We start from the raw sequence: 21,146 nt of genomic DNA on the forward strand, positions 1-21,146 counted from the left end.
CTGGCGAGGGTGTCACCCGAGGGCGAACCTCTGCGCCGCGGAGCCGTTGCAGTCATAGATCTGCAGCCGCGTGCCGTTCGCGGTGGAACCGCTCGGCGAGTCCAGGCAGCGCCCGGACTGCGGATTGCGCAGCGAACCGTCCGCCTGCTGCTGCCAGACCTGACCGCCCACGCCGTTGCAGTCCCACAACTCGACCTGGGTGCCGTTCGCGGTCCCGTTGCCGTTGATGTCGAGGCAGCGGCCGAGGGTGCGCAGGGCGCCGCTGGACAGGTGCACCCAGTGCTGGTCCACGGCGTACGACTGGCAGTCCCAGAGGTCGACCGCCGTGCCGTTGGCGCCCGTGTCGTCGCCGAGGACGTCGGCGCACTTGCCGCCCGGCCCGACGATCGCGCCGCCGCCGTTCACCGCGAACTTCTGCGCCGCGGAACCGTTGCAGTCATAGATCTGCAGCCGCGTGCCGTTCGCGGTGGAACCGCTCGGCGAGTCCAGGCAGCGCCCGGACTGCGGATTGCGCAGCGAACCGTCGGCCTGCTGCACCCAGGCCTGCGCGCCGCCGCCGTTGCAGTCCCACAACTGCACCTGCGTGCCGTTCGCGGTGCCATTGCCGGTGACGTCGAGGCAGCGGCCGAGGGTGCGCAGCGAGTTGTCGGCGAAGTGCTCCCAGTGCTGGTCCTCGGCGTACGACTGGCAGTCCCAGAGGTTGACGCCGGTGCCGTTCGCGCCGGTGTCGTCGCCGATGACGTCGACGCACTTGCCGCCCGGACCGGCGATCGTGCCCTGCGGGCCGTTCGGGACGTTCGTCTGGCCGGAGTAGCCGACCGAGACGATGTTCGCCTGCACGGCGTCGTCGGCGGCGTCGGTCGGGTAACCGGAGGTCATCACGCCTTCGAAGAAGGTGCCCATGTTCCAGTTGCTGTTGTCCCCGCCCGTGCCCAGGATGATCGAGCCCTCCTGGTGCATCGGGATGTAGCCGCCGCGGTTCGGCAGTGCGCCGTTCCACCAGGTGCTCAGGCCGCCGGACTGCGCGTTGCCGCCCTTCAGGGCGTACGTCGTCTGGCCGTTGTTCTTCAGCAGCGCCGTGACGTAGGTGCTGTTGTTGCCGAGGTTCGCGGTGTTGGAGCCGTTGGCGCCCTGGAACATCCCGTTCTCCAGGTCCGCCTCCACCCACGGTCCCGAACCCGTGCACGGCGCGAAGTAACACGTCGTCGCGATGCTGACGGCGTCCATGTGGCCGTTGCCGGTGTCGGACGGGACCGCTTCGGCGTTGCCGTAGTCGAAGCAGCACGCGGATCCGACGTGCGTGCCGCTGGCCACCATGTACATCCCCTCGGGCTGGCCGTTCTGCGCCACGCCGGACCCGACGGCGTGCCGGTAACCGTGCTGCGGGGAGATCCAGACGCCGTACACCTTGTGGCCGCCGGCGGTGACCGCGATCTCGCTCGCGTCCGCGGGCGAGTCGGCGCCGGTGCCGGCCGTGCCCGCCGGGGACGGGGTCAGGTCGTTGTGACGCGACGTCTGGTCGTAGATCTTCGTGATGCTGCAGGTCGTGCCGTTGCAGAACGCGTCGTGATCGGCGGCGTTCGCGTAGCCGCCCGCCGCCAGCACGCCCACGTCGTGCGTGGCGTGGTCGGAGGCGCGGGTGAGCTGGTAGAGGGGGCCCGAGTATCCGGCGAACAGGGCGCGCACGGTGCTGTGCGCGGCGACGCAGGGCGTGCCGGCGGCACCGTAGATGTCGCACGGCAGGGAGGTGGCGGCCTGTGCCGTACCGGTCAACCCGGTCAGGCCGAAGAGGAGGACGATGATCGCGCCGATGGACCACAGGACGCGCCGGCCGAGGGCGGGGCGATGTCTGCGCATAGCGACGGCTCCAGAAGGCAAAGGAGAGCGACTCGTCTGCGGTGCCGGCGCGGCAGACTCACTGGCGGGGACATCTAGATGTTGACGTGACAGTAAGCAGTCTGGTCGATCGCGTCAATACATTGGTGACCTTGTTGAATTGGTCCGCCGTCAATGTTGGATCTCGTTCAATTCCCGTGCTCCGGCGACGCCGCCGCAGGGCCCACCGGCGACGTCGCGCACGAGGTCGGCGAAGTTGGCGGCGAGGCGTTTCGCGTTCCGCGCCGACTGCGGCTCGGCCTGCTCGGCCTCGGCGCGGAGCGCACGCAGGTCCAGACCCGCCTCGGCCAGAGCCGCCTCGTCCCAGCGGTCGAGGCGGTCTGCGCCGGCCTCCGGATGGAACTGCACGCCCCACGCGCACTCCCCCACGCGGAACGCCTGCACCGGGCAGGCCTCGCTCTCGGCGAGGCGTACGACGCCCGGCGGAAGCTCGGTGATCTGATCCCGGTGGTTCTGGATGAAGCGGAGCTCCCCGGACAATCCGGCGAACAGGGGATCGGTCGCGGCCTCACGGCGCAGCGAGACCGGGCAGGACCCGCGCTCCGGCCGTCCGTGGTTCCCGCGCACCGTGCCGCCGACCGCCGCCGCGAGCACCTGGGCGCCCAGGCAGATGCCCAGCAGCGGAACACCATCGGCCACCGCGCGCCGGGTGAGCTCCCACTCCACCGGCAGCCACGGGGCGCGGCGGTCGTCGTCGGGCAGGAAGCCGCCGCCGAGCAGGACGACCGCGTCGAAGCCCTCCGGTGTGGCCGGGGTCGCGGCGCCGGGGACCACCTCCACCTGAAGCCCCATCTCCTCCCACCATGGCAGCAATCGCCCGATCCCGCTGCCCTCCGAGTTCTGGACGGCGAGGACACGAGGAGCCCGAAGAGACGAAGAAGTCACCGGTGAACGGTATCGATCTCACCGGGACGGCGTCGCACCGCCCGGGATCGGTTCACCCGTGTACGCCGCCGACCCGCTTGCCGACGCGCCACGCACCCAATACCATCCGGATCCGTTGCCTACGGAGGTCATCGGGACTGAATCCGCACGTTCCAGCGTCCTGCCGCACCGAAACAGTAGACACCGACGCCGACCGCACGGCAGTGGAGGAATCACAGTGAGCCGCTACGGTCAGATGTTCGGTCCCGACATCACCTTCCTCGGCGTCGACCGCTGTGACCTGAACGATCTCCCCGGCGACGCGGACGTGGTCATCCTGGGCGCGCCCTTCGACGGCGGCACCTCGCACCGGCCCGGAGCACGCTTCGGGCCCAATGCCATCCGCCAGGCCTGCTACCTGCCGCACGACGGCTCCCGCCCCAGCCTCGCGATGCGGGTCGACGCCCTGCAGGACCTGCGCGTGCTGGACGCCGGTGACGTCGAGACCTACGCCGGTGACATCGAGGGCAGCCTGCGTGGCATCGAGGAGGCCGTCGCCCGCATCGCCGCCTCCGGCGCGATCCCCATCGTGCTCGGCGGCGACCACACCGTGGCGCTGCCGAACGCCACCGGCGTGGCCCGCCACCACGGCTTCGGCCGCGTCTCCATGCTCCACTTCGACGCCCACGCCGACACCGGGCACATCGAGTTCGGCCACCTGTACGGCCACGGGCAGCCCATGCGACGCCTCATCGAGTCCGGCGCCATCCGGGGCGATCGCTTCCTGCAGATCGGCCTGCGCGGCTACTGGCCGGGCCCGGACATCCTGGACTGGATGGCCGACCGGCGCATGCGCTCGTACGAGATGACCGAGATCGTGACCAGGGGCCTGAACGAGTGCCTCACCGAGGCGTACGACATCGCCCTCGACGACTGCGACGGCGTCTACCTCTCCGTGGACATCGACGTCTGCGACCCCGGCCACGCCCCCGGCACCGGCACGCCCGAGCCCGGCGGCCTGTCGGCGCGCCAGCTCCTCGACGCGGTCCGCCGCACCTGCTACGAGCTGCCCGTCGTCGGGCTCGAGGTCGTCGAGGTGGCCCCGCCGTACGACCACGCCGACATCACCGCCTATCTCGGCAACCGGGTGGTCCTGGAAGCGCTCTCGGCGATGGCCCGGCGCCGCGGGGACGCCGCCGACGGCACCCGCTGGGACCCGGCCGAGCCGCTGCTCGCGAACCGCCGTCCGAGCCGGTCCGCGAATCGCGGCGACGCCACCGGACCGGCGGCCCCGTGATCGTACGGCCGACGACGAGCCGCTGAACCTTCAGCCGGCCTCGCCCGGATCGCCTTCCCGGTCGGACCGCTGTGACCGGGAGAGACGCGAGATCTCGCCAATTCGACTGCGCCAGTTGGGATAATTTTCCACTTTTTCGCGGGCGGTCGCGCAAGTTATCTACTAGATGGGCGCCCCGAGCCCGGAAGGAACGATCCCCGCCCCCGATCCGCGGTCCCCCCGCCACCGCTACCGACAGCGCGAGCGTCCCCCGCGGAGTACACGGACAGTCCCCAGGCCCCTCCTTGGAGGATCACGTGTCACCATTCAAGCGCTCCCCCCGTACGGCCCGCCTCACGGCGCTCTCCGCCGCCGTCGCCCTCTGCGGCGCGCTCCTCACCGGCGCGCAGACGGCCTCCGCCGCCCCGAACCCGATCACCCACCCGGATCGCGACTGGCTGGGTTCCCAGGTCGCCAAGCACGAGCCCGGGTCGGGCCGGGCGATCATCCGGCCCGACGTCGCCCAGACCCCGGGCCTGGACGTCAGCGGCTGGCAGGGCAACGTCGACTGGTCCACCGTCGCCGCCAACGGCGCGAAGTTCGCCTACGTCAAGGCGACCGAGTCGACGAACTACACGAACCCCTACTTCAGCCAGCAGTACACCGGCGCGTACTACGCCGGGATCGTGCACGGCGCCTACCACTTCGCGACGCCGAACACCTCCTCCGGCGCCGCCCAGGCCGACTACTTCGTCGCCCACGGCGGCGGCTGGTCCAGGGACGGCATGACGTTCCCCGGCATGCTCGACATGGAGTGGAACCCCTACGGCGCGGCCTGCTACGGGCTGTCGCCGTCCGGGATGGTCAACTGGATCCTCTCCTTCAGCAACGAGTACCACGCCAAGACCAGCCGGTGGCCGGTCATCTACACCGCGACGAGCTGGTGGAGCCAGTGCACCGGCAACACCGGCGACTTCTCCTCCACCAACCCGCTGATGCTCGCCAACTACAACGGCTCCCCGGGCCCGATGCCGTACAACTGGGGCTACCAGACCATCTGGCAGTTCGCCGACAGCGGCACCTTCCCCGGCGACCAGGACTACTTCAACGGCGACATCACGCGCGTCAAGGCACTCGCCAACGGCTGAGCGAGCACCGGGTGGGCGCGTCCGCGGACACGCCCACCCGGTCCTCCGGCGCGTACGGCCGGATCCTCCCGGCGAACCCTCGGACAGGAAGAGAGGCAGCGCGGCCGGCCGTCACCCGGACGCGCGACCACGAGATGCACGACAACTCCATGACCAGGCGCCGCGCGTTGCTCGCCGGAGCCGGTGCGGCCTTCGCCACGGCCGGACTGACCGGGACCGCACGGGCCGCCGGCCGGACCGTACGCCCCGCGGTGACCCTGACGCCGGAGCAGCAGGCCGGGCAGCGGGTCATCTACTCCTACTCGGGCACGACCGTGCCGCAGTCCCTGCTGGACGCGATCGCGGCGGGCAAGGCCGCGGGCGTCATCTTCTTCGGCGACAACATCTCAAGCCTCAGCCAGATCGCCTCCGTCTGCGCCGACCTCCAGGAGGCGAACCGGTCCAGCCCGGTCACCGCGCCCCTGCTCCTGATGACCGACCAGGAGGGCGGCCAGGTACGCCGGCTGCCGGGCGGCCCGACCATGTCGGAGAAGCAGATCGGCCAGTCCGCCGACCCCGTGGCGGCCGCCACCGACGCCGGAGACCAGGCCGGCCGCCTCCTCGCGAGCGTCGGCATGAACGTCAACCTCGCCCCGGTGCTCGACGTGTACCGCACCGCCGGTGACTTCGACGACCAGTACGGCCGGTCCTACAGCAAGGACCCGGCCGTCTGCGGCCAGTGCGGCAGCGCGTTCATCCGCGCGCAGCAGGCGGTCGGCGTCGCGGCGACCGCCAAGCACTTCCCGGGCCTGGGCCCGGCGAGCAAGACCCAGAACACCGACAACGGGCCGGTCACGCTGAACGTCTCGGCGTCGAACCTGCGGTCCATCGACGAGGCGCCGTACGGCCCGGCGATCGGCGCCGGCGTCGAGCTGGTCATGGTGTCCTGGGCGGTCTACCCGGCGCTGGACGCCAAACTGCCCGCCGGCCTGTCGCCGACCATCGTGCAGAACGAGCTGCGCGGCAGGCTCGGCTTCACCGGGGTGACGATCACCGACGCGCTCGTCGCCGGCGCGCTGTCGAACTTCGGCACCACGGCCCAGCGGGCGGTCTCGGCCGCGAAGGCCGGCATGGACCTCCTGCTGGTCTGCGGGGAGGACCCGAGCTACGCCCAGAGCGCGGTCACCGGCCTGGCCGACGCCCTGCGAAACGAACAACTCGGCCAGAGCGCCTTCGACGCCGCCCGGGCGCGCGTGACGAACCTGCGGGCCGGCCTGGCCTGACCCTGCGGACGGGGCGCGCGGACCGGCCGCGCGCCCCGCCGCCCGTCACCGGGCCGGCGCAGTGTGGTCCGGGCGCCGGTCGTGGTCAGCCTTCTCCGGGCTCGGGGAGCAGCGGCCGCATGAAGGTCCGTTCGTAGCGGAGCACGCACCCGCTCTCGTCCCTGATCCGATCGGCCTCGACGAAGTCGGGGTCGACGCCGAAGAGGCCGCGGTACTCCTCGTAGGCGGCGAGGCTGGGGAAGCTGAACAGGGCCAGAGCCTTGTCGCTCGCGCCTTCGGCCGGCAGGAAGTAGCCGTGGTGCGTGCCGCCGTGGAGATCGACCAGCTCCATCCAGCGGCGGCCGAAGCGCTCGAACGCGTCGATCTTCGCGGGATCGATGACGTACTCGACGACACAAGTGATCACAGTTGACCCTACAACGCCGATGATCACTTGCGGCCCCGCCGCCGACGGCCGGTCGCGCCTTCCCCGACGTGGGCGCGGGTTCACCGATGAGTCGGGGGCACGATGAAGGTCAGTACTCCTGAGCAGTTCGCACGGACCGAAGGAGGAACGGCCATGGCGAAGTTCGTGACCATCGGGTATGGCGACCAGGAAGGTTACGACCGCACCGACGCGGCGGTCCGCGACCAGGCGCACGCGCATGACACCCGCCTGCTCGCGGCGGGAGCCGACATGGGGGTCGCCGGCTCGCCCGTACAGGTGCGGAACCACGACGGTGCCGGCCTGGCCGTGGAGCACGGATCGTTCATGTCGTCCGCTCTCCCGGTCGCCGGATTCGCGATCCTTGAGGCGGCGACGCTGGAGGAAGCCGTCGAGCTCGTGTCACGGACCCCGTGCGCGGTCGCGCACGGGGTCGTCGAGGTGTGGCCGTTGCGGGAAGCGCCGTAGGCCGCCTCGGCATCGCCACCGCACCGATGATCTCCGCGTGGGGTCGGCGCCGGCCGGTCACGGGCTGGTCCCTGGCGATCGCGGCCGCTAGGACGCAGCGATCGCCAGGGGGAACGACGGGCGGCCGGCGGCGGACGTCACGCCTTCGCCACATGGGCCAGAGGCTCGCCGCGCAGGTGGCGGGCGACGTCTTCGGCGAGGATGCGGGCGGCGTTCGCGGCGGTCTGGCGGCTGGCGCCGGCCAGGTGGGGCGTCAGCACGATGCCCGGCGTGGTCAGCAGCCGCGACTCCGCCGGGATCGGCTCCTCGGGGAAGACGTCGAACGCGGCGCCGAACAGGTGACCGCCCTCGATGGCGTCGCAGACGGCCTCGTAGTCGAGGAGGGCGCCGCGCGCGCAGTTGACGATGACGGCGCCGGGCCGCATCGCGGCGATCTGGGGCGCGCCGATCATCCCCTTGGTCTCCGGCGTGACGCGGGCGTGCAGCGTGACGACGTCCGATCGGGACAGCAGCTCGTCGAGGGAGACCAGCTCGCCGACGGTGGTCTCGGTCAGGTACGGGTCGTGGATGAGCACGTGCGCGCCGAGGGCGGCGAGCATCTGGGCGACCCGGTGGCCGACCGCGCCGCCGCCCACCAGCCCGACCGTGCTGCCGGACAGCTCGATGCCGACCTCGTCGTAGCGGTAGTAGTCGCTGCGCCAGCGGCCGGCGGTGAGCTCGGCGTGGGTCTGCGGGATGCGCCGCGCGGCGGCGAGGATCATTCCGAGGGTGTGCTCGGCGGTGGCGCCGGCGTTGCGGCCGGGCGCGTAACAGACGGTCACGCCGTGCTCGGCCGCCGCCTCCAGGTTCGCGTTGACCGGTCCGCCGCGGCCGATCCCGATCAGCTTGAGCTTCGGGCACGCCTCGATGACGCGGCGGGTCAGCGGCGCCATCTGGGTGAGGCAGATCTCCGCGTCGGCGAGCGCCTCGATCATCTGGTCCTCGGTGCCGGACGCCTCGTCGACCTCGGCGACCCGGCCGAACGGCACGATCGGCCAGTCCAGGGTGATCTCGGCGAACTCCAGTTCACGCGGGGCCCGGGCCCGTACGGCGTCGATGAGCAGCCGGTTGAGGACGAAGTGGTCTCCTGCCGCGAGCAGGCGGGTGGTCATGCGGTCTCCCGGACGGCGTTGAAGCTTTCGATGGGGGTGTTGAACTCCAGCAGGGCGGCCTCCTCGCGGGTGAGGCGGATCTCGGTCAGCGCGCAGTTGCGCACCGACGGGAAGATGCGCCGGTAGTCGCGGAGCGGCGCCCCGATCAGCTCGCACAGCGCGAGCCGGATGGCGGTGGTGTGCGCGACGACGAGGACCCGGTCGCCGGGGTACCGGTCGACGAGGTCGTACAGGCAGCCGGTGAACCGGCGCACCGCCTCGGTGGGGTCCTCGCCGCCGGGGAGGTGGTCGGCGACCGGGTCGGCACGGAACGCCCGCAGCGCGTCCGGGAACTGCTCGTGCATCTCATCGTGGGTCAGCCCCTCCGCGTGCCCGAAGTCCAGCTCGCGCAGCCGCTCGTCGACGTTCACGGGCACGCCGAGGGCCTCGGCGCAGGCGGTCGCGGTCAGCTGGGCCCGGGTGAGATCGGAGGTCCAGACGGCGGCGAGTCCGGCCGTCTTCGCCCAGGCGGCGAGCTGCTGTGCCTGTTCGAGGCCGCGCGCGGTCAGGGCGACGTCACTGACGCCCGCGTAGCGGTTCTCCGCGTGCCACTCGGTCTCTCCGTGGCGGACGAGGACGAGCTGGGTCATCGTGACGTTCCTTCCTGAGTCGGCGCCGCCCTGTCGGACGCCGCGCGTGCGCGTGCGTGTGCGGCCGTGGGCGCGGGCAGCCAGCCGCGCCGTTCCAGCTCGCCCACCAGGCGCAGGTACCCATCGTCGAACCGATCGGCACGCGGGCCCGGGTCGATCGTTTCGCGGACCGCGACCATCTCGGCGGCGACCTCGGCGACGCGGCGGCCCGGCGAGGCGGCCAGGACGGCGGCGCCGAGCGCGGGTTCGGGGTCGGCCGGGAGGATCACCGGCCGGCCGAGGACGTCGGCGCGGAGCCGGCACCAGTACGCGCTGCGCGCCGCGCCGCCGGTGAGGGTGATGTCGCCGCCGGTGGGCGCGCCGAGCAGGTCGAGGTGATCGAGGCACAGGCGTTCGATGTATGCGACGCCCTGCAGGACCGCGGCGTAGTCGTCGGCCTCGTCGCCGGTTCCGCCGAGCAGGAAGCCGCGGGCGTCCGGCGCCGCGAACGGGAACCGCTCCCCTTCGGAGACCAGCGGGTACGCGAGGGCGCGCGCGGGCTCGTGCCGCTCCGCCAGCCGGTCCAGCTCGCGCAGGTCACGGCCGGCGAAGTCGCGGGCGAGCACGCCGGCGCCGGTGCTCGACGCGCCGCCGGGCAGCCATTCGCCGTCCGGCGCCCGGTGGGAGTAGACCGCGCCGTACGGGTCGTGGACGAGCTCTTCGGTGACGCCCTTCAGCACGAGCGTGGTCCCGAGCACGGAGTTCCACGAGCCGACGGTCAGCCGCCCGGCGCCGAGCTGCGCGGCGCAGCCGTCGGTCATCCCGGCGATGATCGGGGTGCCCTGGGGAATGCCGGTGGCCTCGGTCGCGGCCGCGCAGACCGTGCCGATGCGGGTGCCGGGCCGTACAAGATCGGGCAGCGTGCCGGCGGGTACGCCGAGGGCGTCCATGACGTCGGCCGGCCAGGTCTCCTCGATCAGGTGCGCGCCGGTCTTCAGCGCGTTGCTGAGGTCGGCGGGCACGGCGTGGCCCGCCAGCCGCCGGTTGACGAAGTCGACCTGGTGGGCGAGGCGGGCCGGCCCCTCGTGCCGGTCCAGCAGCCACAGCAGCTTCGGCAGTGCCCACGCGGGCTGCATCCGCCGGTAGCCCAGCTCCGCCCACACCGCGGCGCCGGCCTCGTCGGCCCGGCGGGCCTCCTCGGTGGCGCGCGTGTCGTCGTACATGAGGCCGGGCGTCAGCGGGTTCCCGTCGTCGTCGGTCAGCAGGATCGTCCCGGACGTGCCGTCGACGGCGACGGCGCGCACCGCGCCGGGGGGTACGTCGCGCAGCGCCCGCCCGCAGGCGGCCGCGGTCGCCCGCCACCAGTCCTCGGGGTCCTGCTCGTGGCGGCCCGCCGCACGCCGTCCGGTCAGCGGTTCGGCGCCGGCGCCGGCGATCCGGCCGGAGGCCGTGACGGCGACGACCCGTACGCTCTGGGTGCCCAGGTCGACGCCGAGCCAGACCTCGTCGTCGCCGTTCATTCGGCTCCCCCGCGCAGGGTCGCGAGCGTCGGCCAGGCCGCCGCGGTCGCGCCGCGCACCTCGAGGAACGCCTCGTACGTGCGGGCGTAGCGCTCGGCGTTCGCGGGGTCCGGCGTGAAGACCTCGCCGGGCCGGACATAGGCGCCGGCGGCCTCGCGCTCGCCGGCGGCCCGGCCGGTGGCCACCGCGCCGACGATGAACGCGCCGCGCGCGCCCGCCTCGGCGTCCGCGCCGCGCACCACCGGGACGCCGGTCACGTCGGCGAGCATCCGCAGCCACGCCGTGCTGGCCGAACCACCGCCACTGACCCGCAGCTCCACGGGGCGTTCGCCGGAGGCGGTCAGGCAGTCGCGGATCACCAGGCACAGCCCTTCGAGGACTGCACGGGCCAGGTGTTCCCGGTCGTGGTCGATGGACAGCCCGAGGAACGTCCCCCGTGCGCTCGGGTCCAGGAACGGCGCCCGCTCCCCCGCCGGTGACAGGTACGGCAGGAACAGCAGGCCGCCCGCGCCCGGCGGGCACTGCTCGGCCAGCAGCGACAGCGCGGCGGGGTCACCGCCGAGGCCCAGCATGCGGCAGGCCCAGTCGATCACCTGGCCGCCGGCGAGCGTCGGGAACGCCCGCAGGTAGCGCCGGTCGAGCGCGACGGTGAGCCCGGACGGATTCGTGTCGAGCAGCGGCTCGTCCAGCACGATCTCGGTGCACAGCGTGGTGCCGAGGATCGTGCACGCCTGACCGGCCTCGACCGCGCCGACGCCGATCGCGGTGGACGCCACGTCGTACGGGGCGAGGACCACGGGCGTGCCCGCGGGCAGGCCGAGCTCGCTCGCGGCGGACGCCGTCAGCGGGGCGACGCGCCGGCCGTCGCCGCGCAGCTCCGGCAGCAGCGGCCGGGCCCACTCCATCCCGTACAGGGCGAGGAGCTCGTCGGAGTAGACCCGCTCGCGGATGTCCATGAACGGCGCCGAGCCGTCCGACAGGTCCGCGACGGGTTCGCCGGTGAGCCGCAGGAAGACCCAGCCGCCGCAGGTCAGCGAGGCGGCCGAGCGCGTGAGCCGGTCCGGGTCGTGCTCACGCAGCCAGGTGAGGATGGCGTTCGGCAGGCCGGCGAAGGTCAGCGACCCGTTGCGGCGGAACGCCTCTTCGAGCACGCCCTCGCGCGCCCAGCGCTCGACGATCGGCCCGGCCCTGCCGTCGTTCCACAGGATCGCCGGGCCGGTCGGCTCCCCCGCCGCGTCGACCAGCCAGGACCCGTCGCCCTGCGCGGTCAGCGCCAGGTGGTCGACCGGCGTGCCGAGGCGTTCGAGCACCCGCCGCACGCCGCGTACGACGGCCTGCCAGACCTCGGCCGGGTCCTGCTCGGCGTGGCCGGGCGCCGGGTTCCGCACGGTGGTGTTCTGGCGTTCGACCGCCAGCTCGGCGCCGTCGTCGCCGTAGCCGACCGCCTTGATCATCGTGGTGCCCGCGTCGACGCAGATGACCGCCATGGCCGCTCCCTTCCTCGTCTCGTTCGGGTCCTCACGCGCGGCCGTGGGAGGCGCGCGAGCGCCGGGCCGCCGCGTCCAGCGCCACCGCGAGCAGCAGCACCGCCCCGGTGACCATGTAGCGGAAGGAGGAGTTGAGGTTCAGCAGGGTGAGGCCGCTGGAGATCGACTGGATCACCACGATGCCCAGCAGCGCCGCGAAGGCGTTGCCGCGCCCGCCGAACAGGCTGGTACCGCCGATCACCGCGGCGGCGATGGCGTTGAGGTTGACGTCGCCGCCGCCGGTGCTCTGGTTCGCGGCGGCGAGGCGGGCCGCGGCCAGCACGCCGCCGACGGCCGCGAGCGAGGTGCACAGGACGAACACCGAGGTGTAGACCGCCTTGACGTTGATGCCGGCCCGGCGGGCCGCCTCGACGTTGCCGCCCACCGCGTAGATCGACTTACCGAACCGCGTACGCGCCAGCAGGTAGTGGGTGGCCAGCACCAGCGCCAGGAACAGCACGAACATCCAGCCCACCCCACGGGCACGGCCGAGGTACCACACCGCCACCCCGAGGCCCGCCAGCAGCACGACGCTGCGCAGCACGAGCCCGCGCAGCGACGCCGCGGGCAGCCCGGCGTTCCGCCGCGCCCGGGCCCGCAGGTAGCCGGCGGCGAACAGCCAGCCCGCCGCGACGACCACGAGGGTGTACGACAGCCAGGCGGGCAGGAAGTCGAGCTGGGCGAAGGTGACCAGGCCCGAGTCGTACGGCAGGTTGATCGACCCCTTGCTCCCGAGCACCCACAGCTGCACGCCGAGGAAGCCGAGCAGACCGGCGAGGGTGATGACGAAGCTGGGCACGCCGAGCCGGTTGAACACCAGCGCGTACAGCAGGCCGATGACGGCGGCGGCCGCCACCGAGGCCGGCACGGCGAGCCAGGGCGACAGCCCCTGGTCGACGAACAGGATGGCGGTGAGGGCCGCCGCCAGGCCGCTCAGCGAGCCGACCGACAGGTCGATCTGCCCGACCAGCAGCATCAGCCCGACGCCGAGCGCGATGACGCCGACCGGCGCGCACTCCAGGGTCAGGTTGACCAGGTTGACGCTGGACAGGAAGACCGGGTTGAGGATCTGCATCACGGTCCAGATCACGACCAGGCCCGCCACGACCGGGACGACGCCGAGGTCGCCGCCGCGGAAGCGCGCGACGAGCGCCCGCAGCCCGACGGGCTCCTCCGGCTCGTACCGTTCCTGCTCGGCGAGCGGCGGCGCGGTGCTCAGGTCACTCATTGCCGGTCCCTTCCTTCGCGCCCGCCGGCACCGTGCGGCGCGCACGCCTCTTGCGCCGGGTGACCGCGTTGTCCGCCGCCCCGGTGATCGCGGTGACGATCTGCTCGGTGGTGGCCTCGACCGCGTCGAAGACCCCGTTGTTGCGGCCGAGGCGCAGGACGGCCACCGTGTCGGCGACCGACAGCACGTCGTCCATGTTGTGGCTGATCATGATCACTCCGTGGCCGCCTTCGCGCAGCCGGTCGATCAGGTTGAGGACCTCGGCGGTCTGGGCGACGCCGAGCGCCGCCGTGGGCTCGTCGAGGATGACGATCTTCGGGTCGCCGAGCAGCGAACGCGCGATCGCCACGGTCTGCCGCTGGCCGCCCGACAGCGCGGCGACGGGGACCGACAGCTTCGGGATCTTCGCGGACAGCCTCCGGAGCAGTTCCCGCGAGCGGACCTCCATGGCGACGTCGTCCAGGCGCATCCCGCGCAGCTCCCGGCCGAGGAAGAGGTTCTCGATCACGTTGAGGTTCTCGCAGAGCGCCAGGTCCTGGAAGACGGTGGCGATGCCGAGTTGCTGCGCCGCGGCCGGGCTGGGGATGGTGACCGGGCGCGAGTCGAACGTGATGGTTCCCGCGTCGGGCTGGTGGACCCCCGACAGCGTCTTGACCAGGGTGGACTTCCCGGCGCCGTTGTCGCCGACGACGGCGACGACCTCACCGGCCGACACGTCCAGGTCGACGTCGGTGAGGGCGGCGACGGCACCGAAGGTCTTGCTGATGCCCCGCAGCGACAGCAGCGGGCTCGGTTGGGAAGGCGATGGGGACATGCTGATCCTTCGTTCGTACGGCCGAAGCCGCCGGCGCCCCGTCCGCAGGCGCCGGCGGACCGCTACTTGATCCCGAGCTTTGCGCAGGCCGCCGCGTACGTCGGGGTGCAGACGTCGGAGACCTTGAGGGCGCCGCCGGGGCCGAGCAGGACCTTGGCGATGTTCTGCTGGGTCACCACGGTCGGGGTGAACAGCTGGGACGGCGTGTTGAACAGCGTGGTCTGCCCCGCGGGCGGCTTGCCCTGCAGGAACTTGTCCGCCACGTCGGCGGCGGCCTCCGCCACGATCTTGATCGGCTTGGAGATCGTGTTGTACTGGTCGCCCGCGATGATCCGCTGCGCCGCGGCGAGCTCGGCGTCGTTGCCGGTCACCGGGGGCACGGGGTCGCCGGCCGCCTTGAACGCGGCGATGGCGCCGCCGCCGGTGCCGTCGTTGGCCGCGACGACCCCGGCGATCTGCCCGTTGAACTTGCTGATCTGGCCGCTCACCCAGTCCTGCGCCTTGGCCGGTTCCCACCCGGGCGTGTCGTACTCGGCGAGCAGCTTGAGCCCGCTGGTGTCGACGGCGCTGTGAATGCCCTTCTTGATCAGACCGGCCGCGGCGTCCGTCGGCGAACCGTTGACCTCGAGGATCCCGCCCTTGGCGTTCGTCTGCTTGAGGTGGTCGACCAGGGACTGGGCGATCAGCGCGCCGATCTTCTCGTTGTCGAACGACACGTAGTAGTCGGCCTTGATCGCCGGGATCGGCCGGTCGTAGGCGATCACCGCGACCTTCTGCGCCTGCGCGGTCCGTACGATCGAGGCGGCCGCCGCGGAGTCCACCGGGTCGATGACGATGGCCTTGACGCCCTGGGCCAGCACCGAGCTGGCCTGTTGCTGCTGCTTCGAGGCGTCGGCGCCGGCGTTCTGGTACAGCACCGTGCACCCCGGGCACAGCTGCTTCATCTTGGCCTTGAACAGCGGCGCGTCGTACATCTCGTACCGGGTCGAGGCGATGTCCGGCATGAGGAAGGCGACCTTGGCGTTCTTGGCGTCGCCGGAGCCGCCGGCGCCGCCGGAGCCCTTCTGCGAGCAGGCCGTGGCGGCGGTGAGGGCGGTGAGGGCGGCCATCGCCGCAGCGGCCGTTCTGAGACGCGGCATTGTCACGTTCTCCTCCGATGGTTCGGGGGCGAGGAGGCACGGCGGCCAGCGAAAGCCGCCTTCGAGGTGACGAACGAAACACCGGAGAGGGTCAGCATGTCAAGAGTTGCTGCATTCTTAACGGTCGATTGTGTTATCGAATGTTACGAACGCAGCGGCGCACCGCCCGTCCACCCCGTCGCGTCCCGCTCCTGCGGGGGCCACTGCGAGCGCGGGGTGTATGTTACGTTCCACACCGAACATCACATCCGGGTGCAGGGGGAAGGACCGCAGGTGGCAGAGGACGCGACGGCACCGGCCGCCGGCGACGGCGCGGGCGCGCGAGAGCGCCGGGAGAAGATCCGTCAGCGCGTCGTGGACGAAGGCTTCGTGCACGTCAAGAGCCTCGCCGAGGCGTTCGACGTGAGCGTGATGACCATCCACCGCGACCTGGACGTGCTGCAGAGCAACGGCTGGCTGCGCAAGGTGCGCGGCGGCGCCACCGCGCAGCCGTCCGCGATCTACCACGGCGACGTACGGCACCGCCTGCAGGCGATGGCCGAGGCCAAACGGCAGCTCGCCCAAGCCGCGGCCGGCCTCGTCTCCCCCGGCTCGTCGATCATGATCGACGAGAGCACCACCGGCCTGGCCGTCGCCGAGCTGCTGCCGGCGCTGGGGCCGCTCACCGTGATCACCAACTTCCTGGCCGCGGTGAACCTCCTGGCCGGCAAGCCCGGCATCGATCTGATCGCGCTCGGCGGCGCGTACTACCCGGCCTACGACGCCTTCCTCGGCCTGCGCACCAGCGAGACGATCCGTTCACTGCACGCGGACGTGCTGTTCATGTCCACGACGGCGATCACGAACGGCCACTGCTACCACCAGTCGCAGGAGACCGTCGCGGTGAAGCGGGCGCTCATGGACTCCGCGGACCGCCGCGTCCTGCTCGTCGACCACAGCAAGTTCGCCAAGAACGGCCTGCACCAGCTCGCCGCGCTGACCGCCTTCGACCTCGTCATCGTCGACTCCGAGACCCCGCAGGACCAGGTGGCGGCGCTGCGCACGCGTGGCGTCCAGCTGCACGTCGCCGGCTCCGCGGCGCCTCGGCTCTGAGATCGCCTCGAGTTCGGGAGCCCGGAGTCCGCTCGGCCTCGGCGCTCCTCCGGACAGGACTCCGGGGAGCGCGGCGCGTGCGGCCGACTTGTAACGCGCGCGACATCGTGCGGCCACCGGCCGCTGGCGCGGCGGCCAACCGGGCCGCGGACGATGCCGTCAGACATGAGGCGGCTCATTTCAATGGCGCTGGCGGGGGTCCTGGCGATCGGCGTCGTTATCGCGATCGTCGAGGGACGTGGATCATCGCATGGGGCGATCACGATCCGCGGTGTGATCGGCTCGGAGAAGCAGGCGTTCTTCGACGATCCCCAGGTGCGTGAGGCGTTCGCCCGCAAGGGGGTGAGGGTCGAGGTCGATCCGGCCGGATCACGGCAGATAGCCACCTCGATCGACCTCGCGCGGTACGACTTCGCCTTCCCCTCCAGCGCGCCCGCGGCCGACCGGATCCGGCAGGCGCGCCGGATCACGACGAGGTACACCCCGTTCAGCTCCCCGATGGTGATCGCGACTTTTCAGCCGATCGCGGACCTGCTGGCACGGGAGGGCGTCGCCCGGCACGGCGCCACCTGGACCTTCGACATGTCGCGGTACCTCCGGCTGGTCGCGCGGAAGACGCGGTGGGACCAGGTGCCGAACAACACCGCCTATCCGGTGCGCAAGGACATCCTGGTCTCCACGACCGACCCCCGCAGCTCCAACTCGGCGGCCATGTACCTGGCCATCGCCTCATACGTCGCCAACGGTGACACGGTCGTGCGCGGCGGCGCCGCGGAGAGGAAGGTGCTGCCGCTGCTGTCCGGGCTCTTCCTCGACCAGGGCTACACCGAGAACACGACGGAGGGCCCGTTCGAGGACTACCTGTCGCTCGGCATGGGCAAGACGCCCCTCGTCTGCGCGTACGAGGCGCAGTTCGTCGACGCCGGCGTCCGAGGACGGCTACGGCCCGGCATGGTGCTGATGTACCCGTCGCCGACCGTGCAGTCCACGCACACGCTGGTGCCGCTCGACGCGAAGGGCGACCGCGTCGGCCGGCTGCTGACCACCGACCCGGAACTGCAGCGGCTCGCGGCCCAGCACGGATTCCGCACCGCCGACCCCGCGCGCTTCGCGAAGCTCACCGCCGACCACCGGATCCCGGTCGCGACCGACCTGATCGACGTGGTCGGCGTCCCCACCTACGACACCCTCGAGCACCTGCTGGACGGTGTCGCCAAGTCGTACGGCTAAGGAGCCTCGATGGCAGCTGAGGATCTCATCCTCACGCCCCCCGAACCCGTGGCCGCCGTCCCGGCGGACCGCGCGGAGACGCTGATCCCGATGGAGGACGCCCAACGTGACGAGCTGACACGGCGCGCGCGGACGTACGTGGACGATCTCGCGTCGCTCGATCCCCGCAGCCCGGAGTTCATGAGCAGGATCGGTCAGGTGGCCGCGCTCGGCGACGGGGAGATCCGAGCGTCCGCGCAGGCGGCGAACAGGATGCTCGGCCGTTCGGTGGCCGCCCTGTCGGGGGCCAAGGGCGAGTCCGCGGACGCGCAGCAGCGCGTGGCCAAGGGCCTGGTGGAGCTGCGGCGCACGGTCGAGGACCTCGACCCCAAGGACGTCGGCAGGGTCACCGGCCGTCGGTTGCTGTCGAAGCTGCCGTTCGGCAGGTCGCTCCGCGACTTCGTCTCCCGCTACCAGTCGGCGAACGTCAACATCAACAAGATCGTCACCGCGCTGCGTTCGGGGCAGGACGAACTACGCCGCGACAACGCCGCCATCCAGAACGAGCGCGCCGCGTTGTGGGCCACGATGGGCAAGCTCCAGGAGTACGCGGTGCTCGCGCAGGCGCTCGACGAGGCCGTCGAGCGGCTGATCACGGAGACGGCGGACGAGGAGAAGGCGAACGCGCTGCGCGCCGACGTGCTGTTCCCCGTACGCCAGAAGCGGCAGGACCTCCTCACCCAGCTCGCCGTCTGCGCCCAGGGCTACCTCGCGCTGGACACCGTGCGCCGCAACAACGACGAGCTGGTCAGGGGCGTGGATCGGGCCGCGTCCACGACGGTGTCCGCGCTGCGGATCGCCGTGACCATCGCGGCCGCGCTGTCGAACCAGAAGCTCGTCATCGAGCAGGTGAACGCCCTGCGGGCCACCACCGAGGACATCATCCGCACCAACGCGGAGCTGCTGGCCGGGCAGAGCGGGGAGATCCAGCGGATCGCCGCCGATCCGGCCGTCGGCGTGCAGACGCTGCGGGCGTCGTTCGAACAGATCTACCGCACGATCGACGCCGTCGACGCGTTCAAGGCCCAGGCGGTGACCAACATGCAGGCCACGGTCGACGCACTCGGCACGGAACTGAACCGGGCGTCCGCGTACCTGAGCCGGGCTCACGAGCGGAACGAGCTCGAATCATGACCGGAGGCCGCCCACGGGCATGGCGCGTCGTCGCCCGGCTCGCGGCCGCCGCGGTGCTGGCGGTCGTCACCGGCTGCAGCGGCGGCACCGACGACGCCGGCAGGCCCGGCACGCTGCGGATCCTCGCGGGCAGCGAGCTGTCCGACCTGGGGCCGATCCTCCGCGCGGCGACGAAGGCCACCGGGGTCGGCGTGAAGCTCGACTACGCCGGGACTCTCGACGGCGTCCAGCAGGTGCTCGGCGGTCAGGCGGACGCGCGGTACGACGCGGTCTGGTTCTCCTCCGATCGCTACCTGGCGGTGCACCCGGACGGCCGGTCCCGGCTGGGCCCCTCCGTGAAGATCATGTCTTCGCCCGTGGTCCTCGGCCTGCGCGCCTCGGTGGCACGCCGTCTCGGCTGGGACCGCACCAGGCCGACCTGGGCCGCGATCGGCGCCGCCGCGTCGGCCGGGAGGTTCACCTACGGCATGACCGACCCCGCGTCGTCGAACTCCGGTTTCTCCGCGCTCGTCGGCGTCGCCGCCGCGCTGTCGGGTACGGGTGCGGCGCTGGACGGGCCGGCCATCGACCGGGTCGCACCCCGGTTGAAGGGCTTCTTCACCGCGCAGCGGCTCACGGCGGGCTCCTCCGGCTGGCTGTCGGACACCTACACGCGGGACCCGTCCCGGGCCGACGGCCTGATCAACTATGAGTCCGTGCTGCTCGGCCTGAACGCCTCCCGGCGGCTCCCGGAGCCGCTCACCATCGTCTACCCGAGCGACGGCGTCGTCACCGCCGACTACCCGCTCACGCTGCTGTCCTCGGCGGCCGGCCGGTCGGGGGACGCCTTCCGCAGGCTGACCGGCTACCTGCGGCGCGCCGAGGTCCAGCGCACGATCATGACGCGGACGCACCGCCGGCCGGCCGACCCCGATGTACGCCCGGCCGCCGAGTTCGCGGCCCAGCCGCCCGAGCTGCCGTTCCCCGCCCGCGCGGACGCGGTCGACGCCCTCATCGACGCCTACTTCAACCGGCTCCGCAGACCGGCGCGCACGATCTACGTGCTCGATGTCTCCGGCTCCATGGAAGGCGCGCGGCTGGCGTCCCTGAAGGCCGCGCTGACGGCGCTGACCGGTGCGGACACCACGCTCGCCGGACGCTTCCGGCGGTTCCACGACCGCGAGGAGGTGACGCTGCTGCCCTTCAGCACCCGGCCCGGAACTCCCTCAACCTACGTGCTGCCCGAGAGCCGGCCTGAGGCGGAACTCGCGCGGATCCGCACGTTCACCCAGGGACTCGCCGCCGGAGGCGGTACCGCGATCTACGACAGCCTGGAGCGGGCGTACTCGGTGGCCGAGCAGTCGGCGGCGCGGCGGCCCGACCGGTTCACCTCGATCGTCCTGATGTCGGACGGTGAGAGCAACAGGGGCGCCTCGGCCGACTCCTTCCGCGCCTGGTACGAGGGACGGCCGCCGCAGGTACGGCGGATCCCGGTCTTCCCCGTCCTGTTCGGAGAGGCGGCGACCGGGCAGATGACCACGCTGGCGCAGCTCACCCAGGGCAGGACGTTCGACGCCCGGACGCAGTCACTGTCCGAGGTGTTCAAGGAGATCCGTGGCTATCAGTGACCGGCTCGTCCGCTACCTCGGGTCCACGAAGAACCTCGTCGGCTCGGCGGGCGGCCTGGCCGGGCTGGGCCTGCACTTCGCGGGCCTCGCGGGGCCGTACTGGCCGCTCATCGTGGTCGGCCTGTACGGCGCGGGGGCGCTCGCCGCACCGCCGCAGAGGGTCACCCTCGTCATCGACGACACCGTCGCCCAGACCGGACGGCTGCGCGCCGATCTCGACGGGCTGGTCGCCCGCGCGGGTGAGCACCGCCTGCCCGCGGAGGCTCGGGAACGCGTCGACGTCATCGCGTCCGTGCTCCGCGACGTCCTGCTCCGATCCGACGTGCTGAGCGACTCCCCCGACCTGATGTACGAGGTGTCCCGCGCGGTCCGGACCGACCTGCCGACCAGCCTCGAGACCTACCTGAACCTGCCCCGGTGGTACGCCGTCCGCCGTACCGGCCACGGAACGGCGGGCGAGGAGCTCATCGCCCAGCTCGACCTGATCACGGCGTCCGTGACGAGGACCGCCGAAGCCGTCTACGACGCCGACCACCGGCGGATGCGCGACCACACGCGCTACCTGCGCGACCGGGAGCCGGACGACAACCTCGGGTGGCCGCCGCGGACCGGGTGACCGGCCTGCCGGCGGGGGCCGTGAGCCGCTACGGCCGGGGCAGCGGCGGTGACCGAGACCGCGTTCAGGCGCCGGTGGGGTGACACTGCACGGCCGGACTTGCT

Annotated in this window: 19 protein-coding genes; 9 read left to right on the plus strand and 10 right to left on the minus strand. The window is 72.2% G+C overall.

The window, feature by feature from the left end:
- Nucleotides 1-12: 12 nt before the first annotated feature.
- Entirely contained in the window at nt 13-1,857 is a 1,845-nt protein-coding gene (locus NE234_RS37030) for an arabinofuranosidase catalytic domain-containing protein (protein ID WP_252785623.1), read from the minus strand.
- 150 nt (nt 1,858-2,007) lie between these two features.
- Nucleotides 2,008-2,781, minus strand: coding sequence for a type 1 glutamine amidotransferase (locus NE234_RS37035; RefSeq protein WP_252785624.1), 774 nt, complete (start codon nt 2,779-2,781; stop codon nt 2,008-2,010).
- A gap of 217 nt (nt 2,782-2,998) precedes the next feature.
- Here NE234_RS37035 and speB point away from each other — a divergent pair, with 217 nt between their 5' ends.
- From speB to NE234_RS37050, 3 genes are all read left to right on the plus strand, one after another.
- Nucleotides 2,999-4,057 (plus strand): agmatinase, encoded by a 1,059-nt coding sequence (gene speB / locus NE234_RS37040; protein ID WP_252785625.1) that lies wholly within the window; start codon nt 2,999-3,001, stop codon nt 4,055-4,057.
- A gap of 296 nt (nt 4,058-4,353) precedes the next feature.
- The gene (locus tag NE234_RS37045) at nt 4,354-5,184 is read left to right on the plus strand and encodes a lysozyme (protein ID WP_252785626.1); all 831 of its coding nucleotides are present in this window, start codon (nt 4,354-4,356) and stop codon (nt 5,182-5,184) included.
- Nucleotides 5,185-5,333: 149 nt separating this feature from the next.
- The gene (locus tag NE234_RS37050) at nt 5,334-6,446 is read left to right on the plus strand and encodes a glycoside hydrolase family 3 N-terminal domain-containing protein (RefSeq protein ID WP_252785627.1); all 1,113 of its coding nucleotides are present in this window, start codon (nt 5,334-5,336) and stop codon (nt 6,444-6,446) included.
- Between the two features lie 85 nt (nt 6,447-6,531).
- Here NE234_RS37050 and NE234_RS45640 read toward each other — a convergent pair whose 3' ends face one another.
- Nucleotides 6,532-6,852 (minus strand): NIPSNAP family protein, encoded by a 321-nt coding sequence (locus tag NE234_RS45640; RefSeq protein WP_252785628.1) that lies wholly within the window; start codon nt 6,850-6,852, stop codon nt 6,532-6,534.
- A gap of 153 nt (nt 6,853-7,005) precedes the next feature.
- On the opposite strand from NE234_RS45640, the gene NE234_RS37060 reads away from it, so the two are divergent.
- Nucleotides 7,006-7,338 carry a YciI family protein gene (locus NE234_RS37060; RefSeq protein WP_252785629.1) on the plus strand — a complete coding sequence of 111 codons (333 nt, stop codon included), beginning with the start codon at nt 7,006-7,008 and terminating at the stop codon, nt 7,336-7,338.
- A 137-nt stretch (nt 7,339-7,475) separates the two neighbouring features.
- On the opposite strand, the gene NE234_RS37065 is transcribed toward NE234_RS37060, so the two are convergent.
- The 7 genes from NE234_RS37065 to NE234_RS37095 all read right to left on the minus strand — a co-directional run bounded on the left by NE234_RS37065 (nt 7,476) and on the right by NE234_RS37095 (nt 15,324).
- On the minus strand, nt 7,476-8,489 hold the full coding sequence (locus NE234_RS37065; RefSeq protein WP_252785630.1) for a 2-hydroxyacid dehydrogenase: 1,014 nt from the start codon (nt 8,487-8,489) through the stop codon (nt 7,476-7,478).
- Entirely contained in the window at nt 8,486-9,118 is a 633-nt protein-coding gene (locus NE234_RS37070) for a histidine phosphatase family protein (RefSeq protein ID WP_252785631.1), read from the minus strand. Before NE234_RS37070 ends, NE234_RS37065 begins: the two co-directional genes overlap by 4 nt.
- On the minus strand, nt 9,115-10,617 hold the full coding sequence (locus NE234_RS37075) for an FGGY-family carbohydrate kinase (RefSeq protein WP_252785632.1): 1,503 nt from the start codon (nt 10,615-10,617) through the stop codon (nt 9,115-9,117). Before NE234_RS37075 ends, NE234_RS37070 begins: the two co-directional genes overlap by 4 nt.
- A complete protein-coding gene (locus NE234_RS37080) occupies nt 10,614-12,104 on the minus strand; it encodes an FGGY-family carbohydrate kinase (protein WP_252785633.1) in 1,491 nt (496 codons plus the stop codon). The genes NE234_RS37075 and NE234_RS37080 overlap by 4 nt, the downstream gene beginning before the upstream one ends.
- A gap of 31 nt (nt 12,105-12,135) precedes the next feature.
- A complete protein-coding gene (locus tag NE234_RS37085) occupies nt 12,136-13,371 on the minus strand; it encodes a sugar ABC transporter permease (RefSeq protein ID WP_252785634.1) in 1,236 nt (411 codons plus the stop codon).
- Nucleotides 13,364-14,185 (minus strand): ATP-binding cassette domain-containing protein, encoded by an 822-nt coding sequence (locus NE234_RS37090; RefSeq protein ID WP_252785635.1) that lies wholly within the window; start codon nt 14,183-14,185, stop codon nt 13,364-13,366. The genes NE234_RS37085 and NE234_RS37090 overlap by 8 nt, the downstream gene beginning before the upstream one ends.
- A 62-nt stretch (nt 14,186-14,247) precedes the next feature.
- Nucleotides 14,248-15,324 (minus strand): ABC transporter substrate-binding protein, encoded by a 1,077-nt coding sequence (locus NE234_RS37095; protein WP_252785636.1) that lies wholly within the window; start codon nt 15,322-15,324, stop codon nt 14,248-14,250.
- Between the two features lie 273 nt (nt 15,325-15,597).
- Between NE234_RS37095 and NE234_RS37100 the strand changes: the two genes are divergently transcribed.
- From NE234_RS37100 to NE234_RS37120, 5 genes are all read left to right on the plus strand, one after another.
- A complete protein-coding gene (locus tag NE234_RS37100) occupies nt 15,598-16,416 on the plus strand; it encodes a DeoR/GlpR family DNA-binding transcription regulator (RefSeq protein ID WP_252785637.1) in 819 nt (272 codons plus the stop codon).
- 165 nt (nt 16,417-16,581) lie between these two features.
- A complete protein-coding gene (locus tag NE234_RS37105) occupies nt 16,582-17,646 on the plus strand; it encodes a substrate-binding domain-containing protein (protein ID WP_252785638.1) in 1,065 nt (354 codons plus the stop codon).
- A gap of 9 nt (nt 17,647-17,655) precedes the next feature.
- Nucleotides 17,656-18,819 carry a toxic anion resistance protein gene (locus NE234_RS37110; protein WP_252785639.1) on the plus strand — a complete coding sequence of 388 codons (1,164 nt, stop codon included), beginning with the start codon at nt 17,656-17,658 and terminating at the stop codon, nt 18,817-18,819.
- Nucleotides 18,816-20,426, plus strand: coding sequence for a vWA domain-containing protein (locus NE234_RS37115; protein WP_252785640.1), 1,611 nt, complete (start codon nt 18,816-18,818; stop codon nt 20,424-20,426). The genes NE234_RS37110 and NE234_RS37115 overlap by 4 nt, the downstream gene beginning before the upstream one ends.
- A complete protein-coding gene (locus NE234_RS37120) occupies nt 20,413-21,042 on the plus strand; it encodes a hypothetical protein (protein WP_252785641.1) in 630 nt (209 codons plus the stop codon). Before NE234_RS37115 ends, NE234_RS37120 begins: the two co-directional genes overlap by 14 nt.
- Nucleotides 21,043-21,146: the final 104 nt, after the last annotated feature.

It is taken from the genome of Actinoallomurus rhizosphaericola (assembly GCF_024055675.1).
GTDB classification, from domain to species: domain Bacteria; phylum Actinomycetota; class Actinomycetes; order Streptosporangiales; family Streptosporangiaceae; genus Actinoallomurus; species Actinoallomurus soli.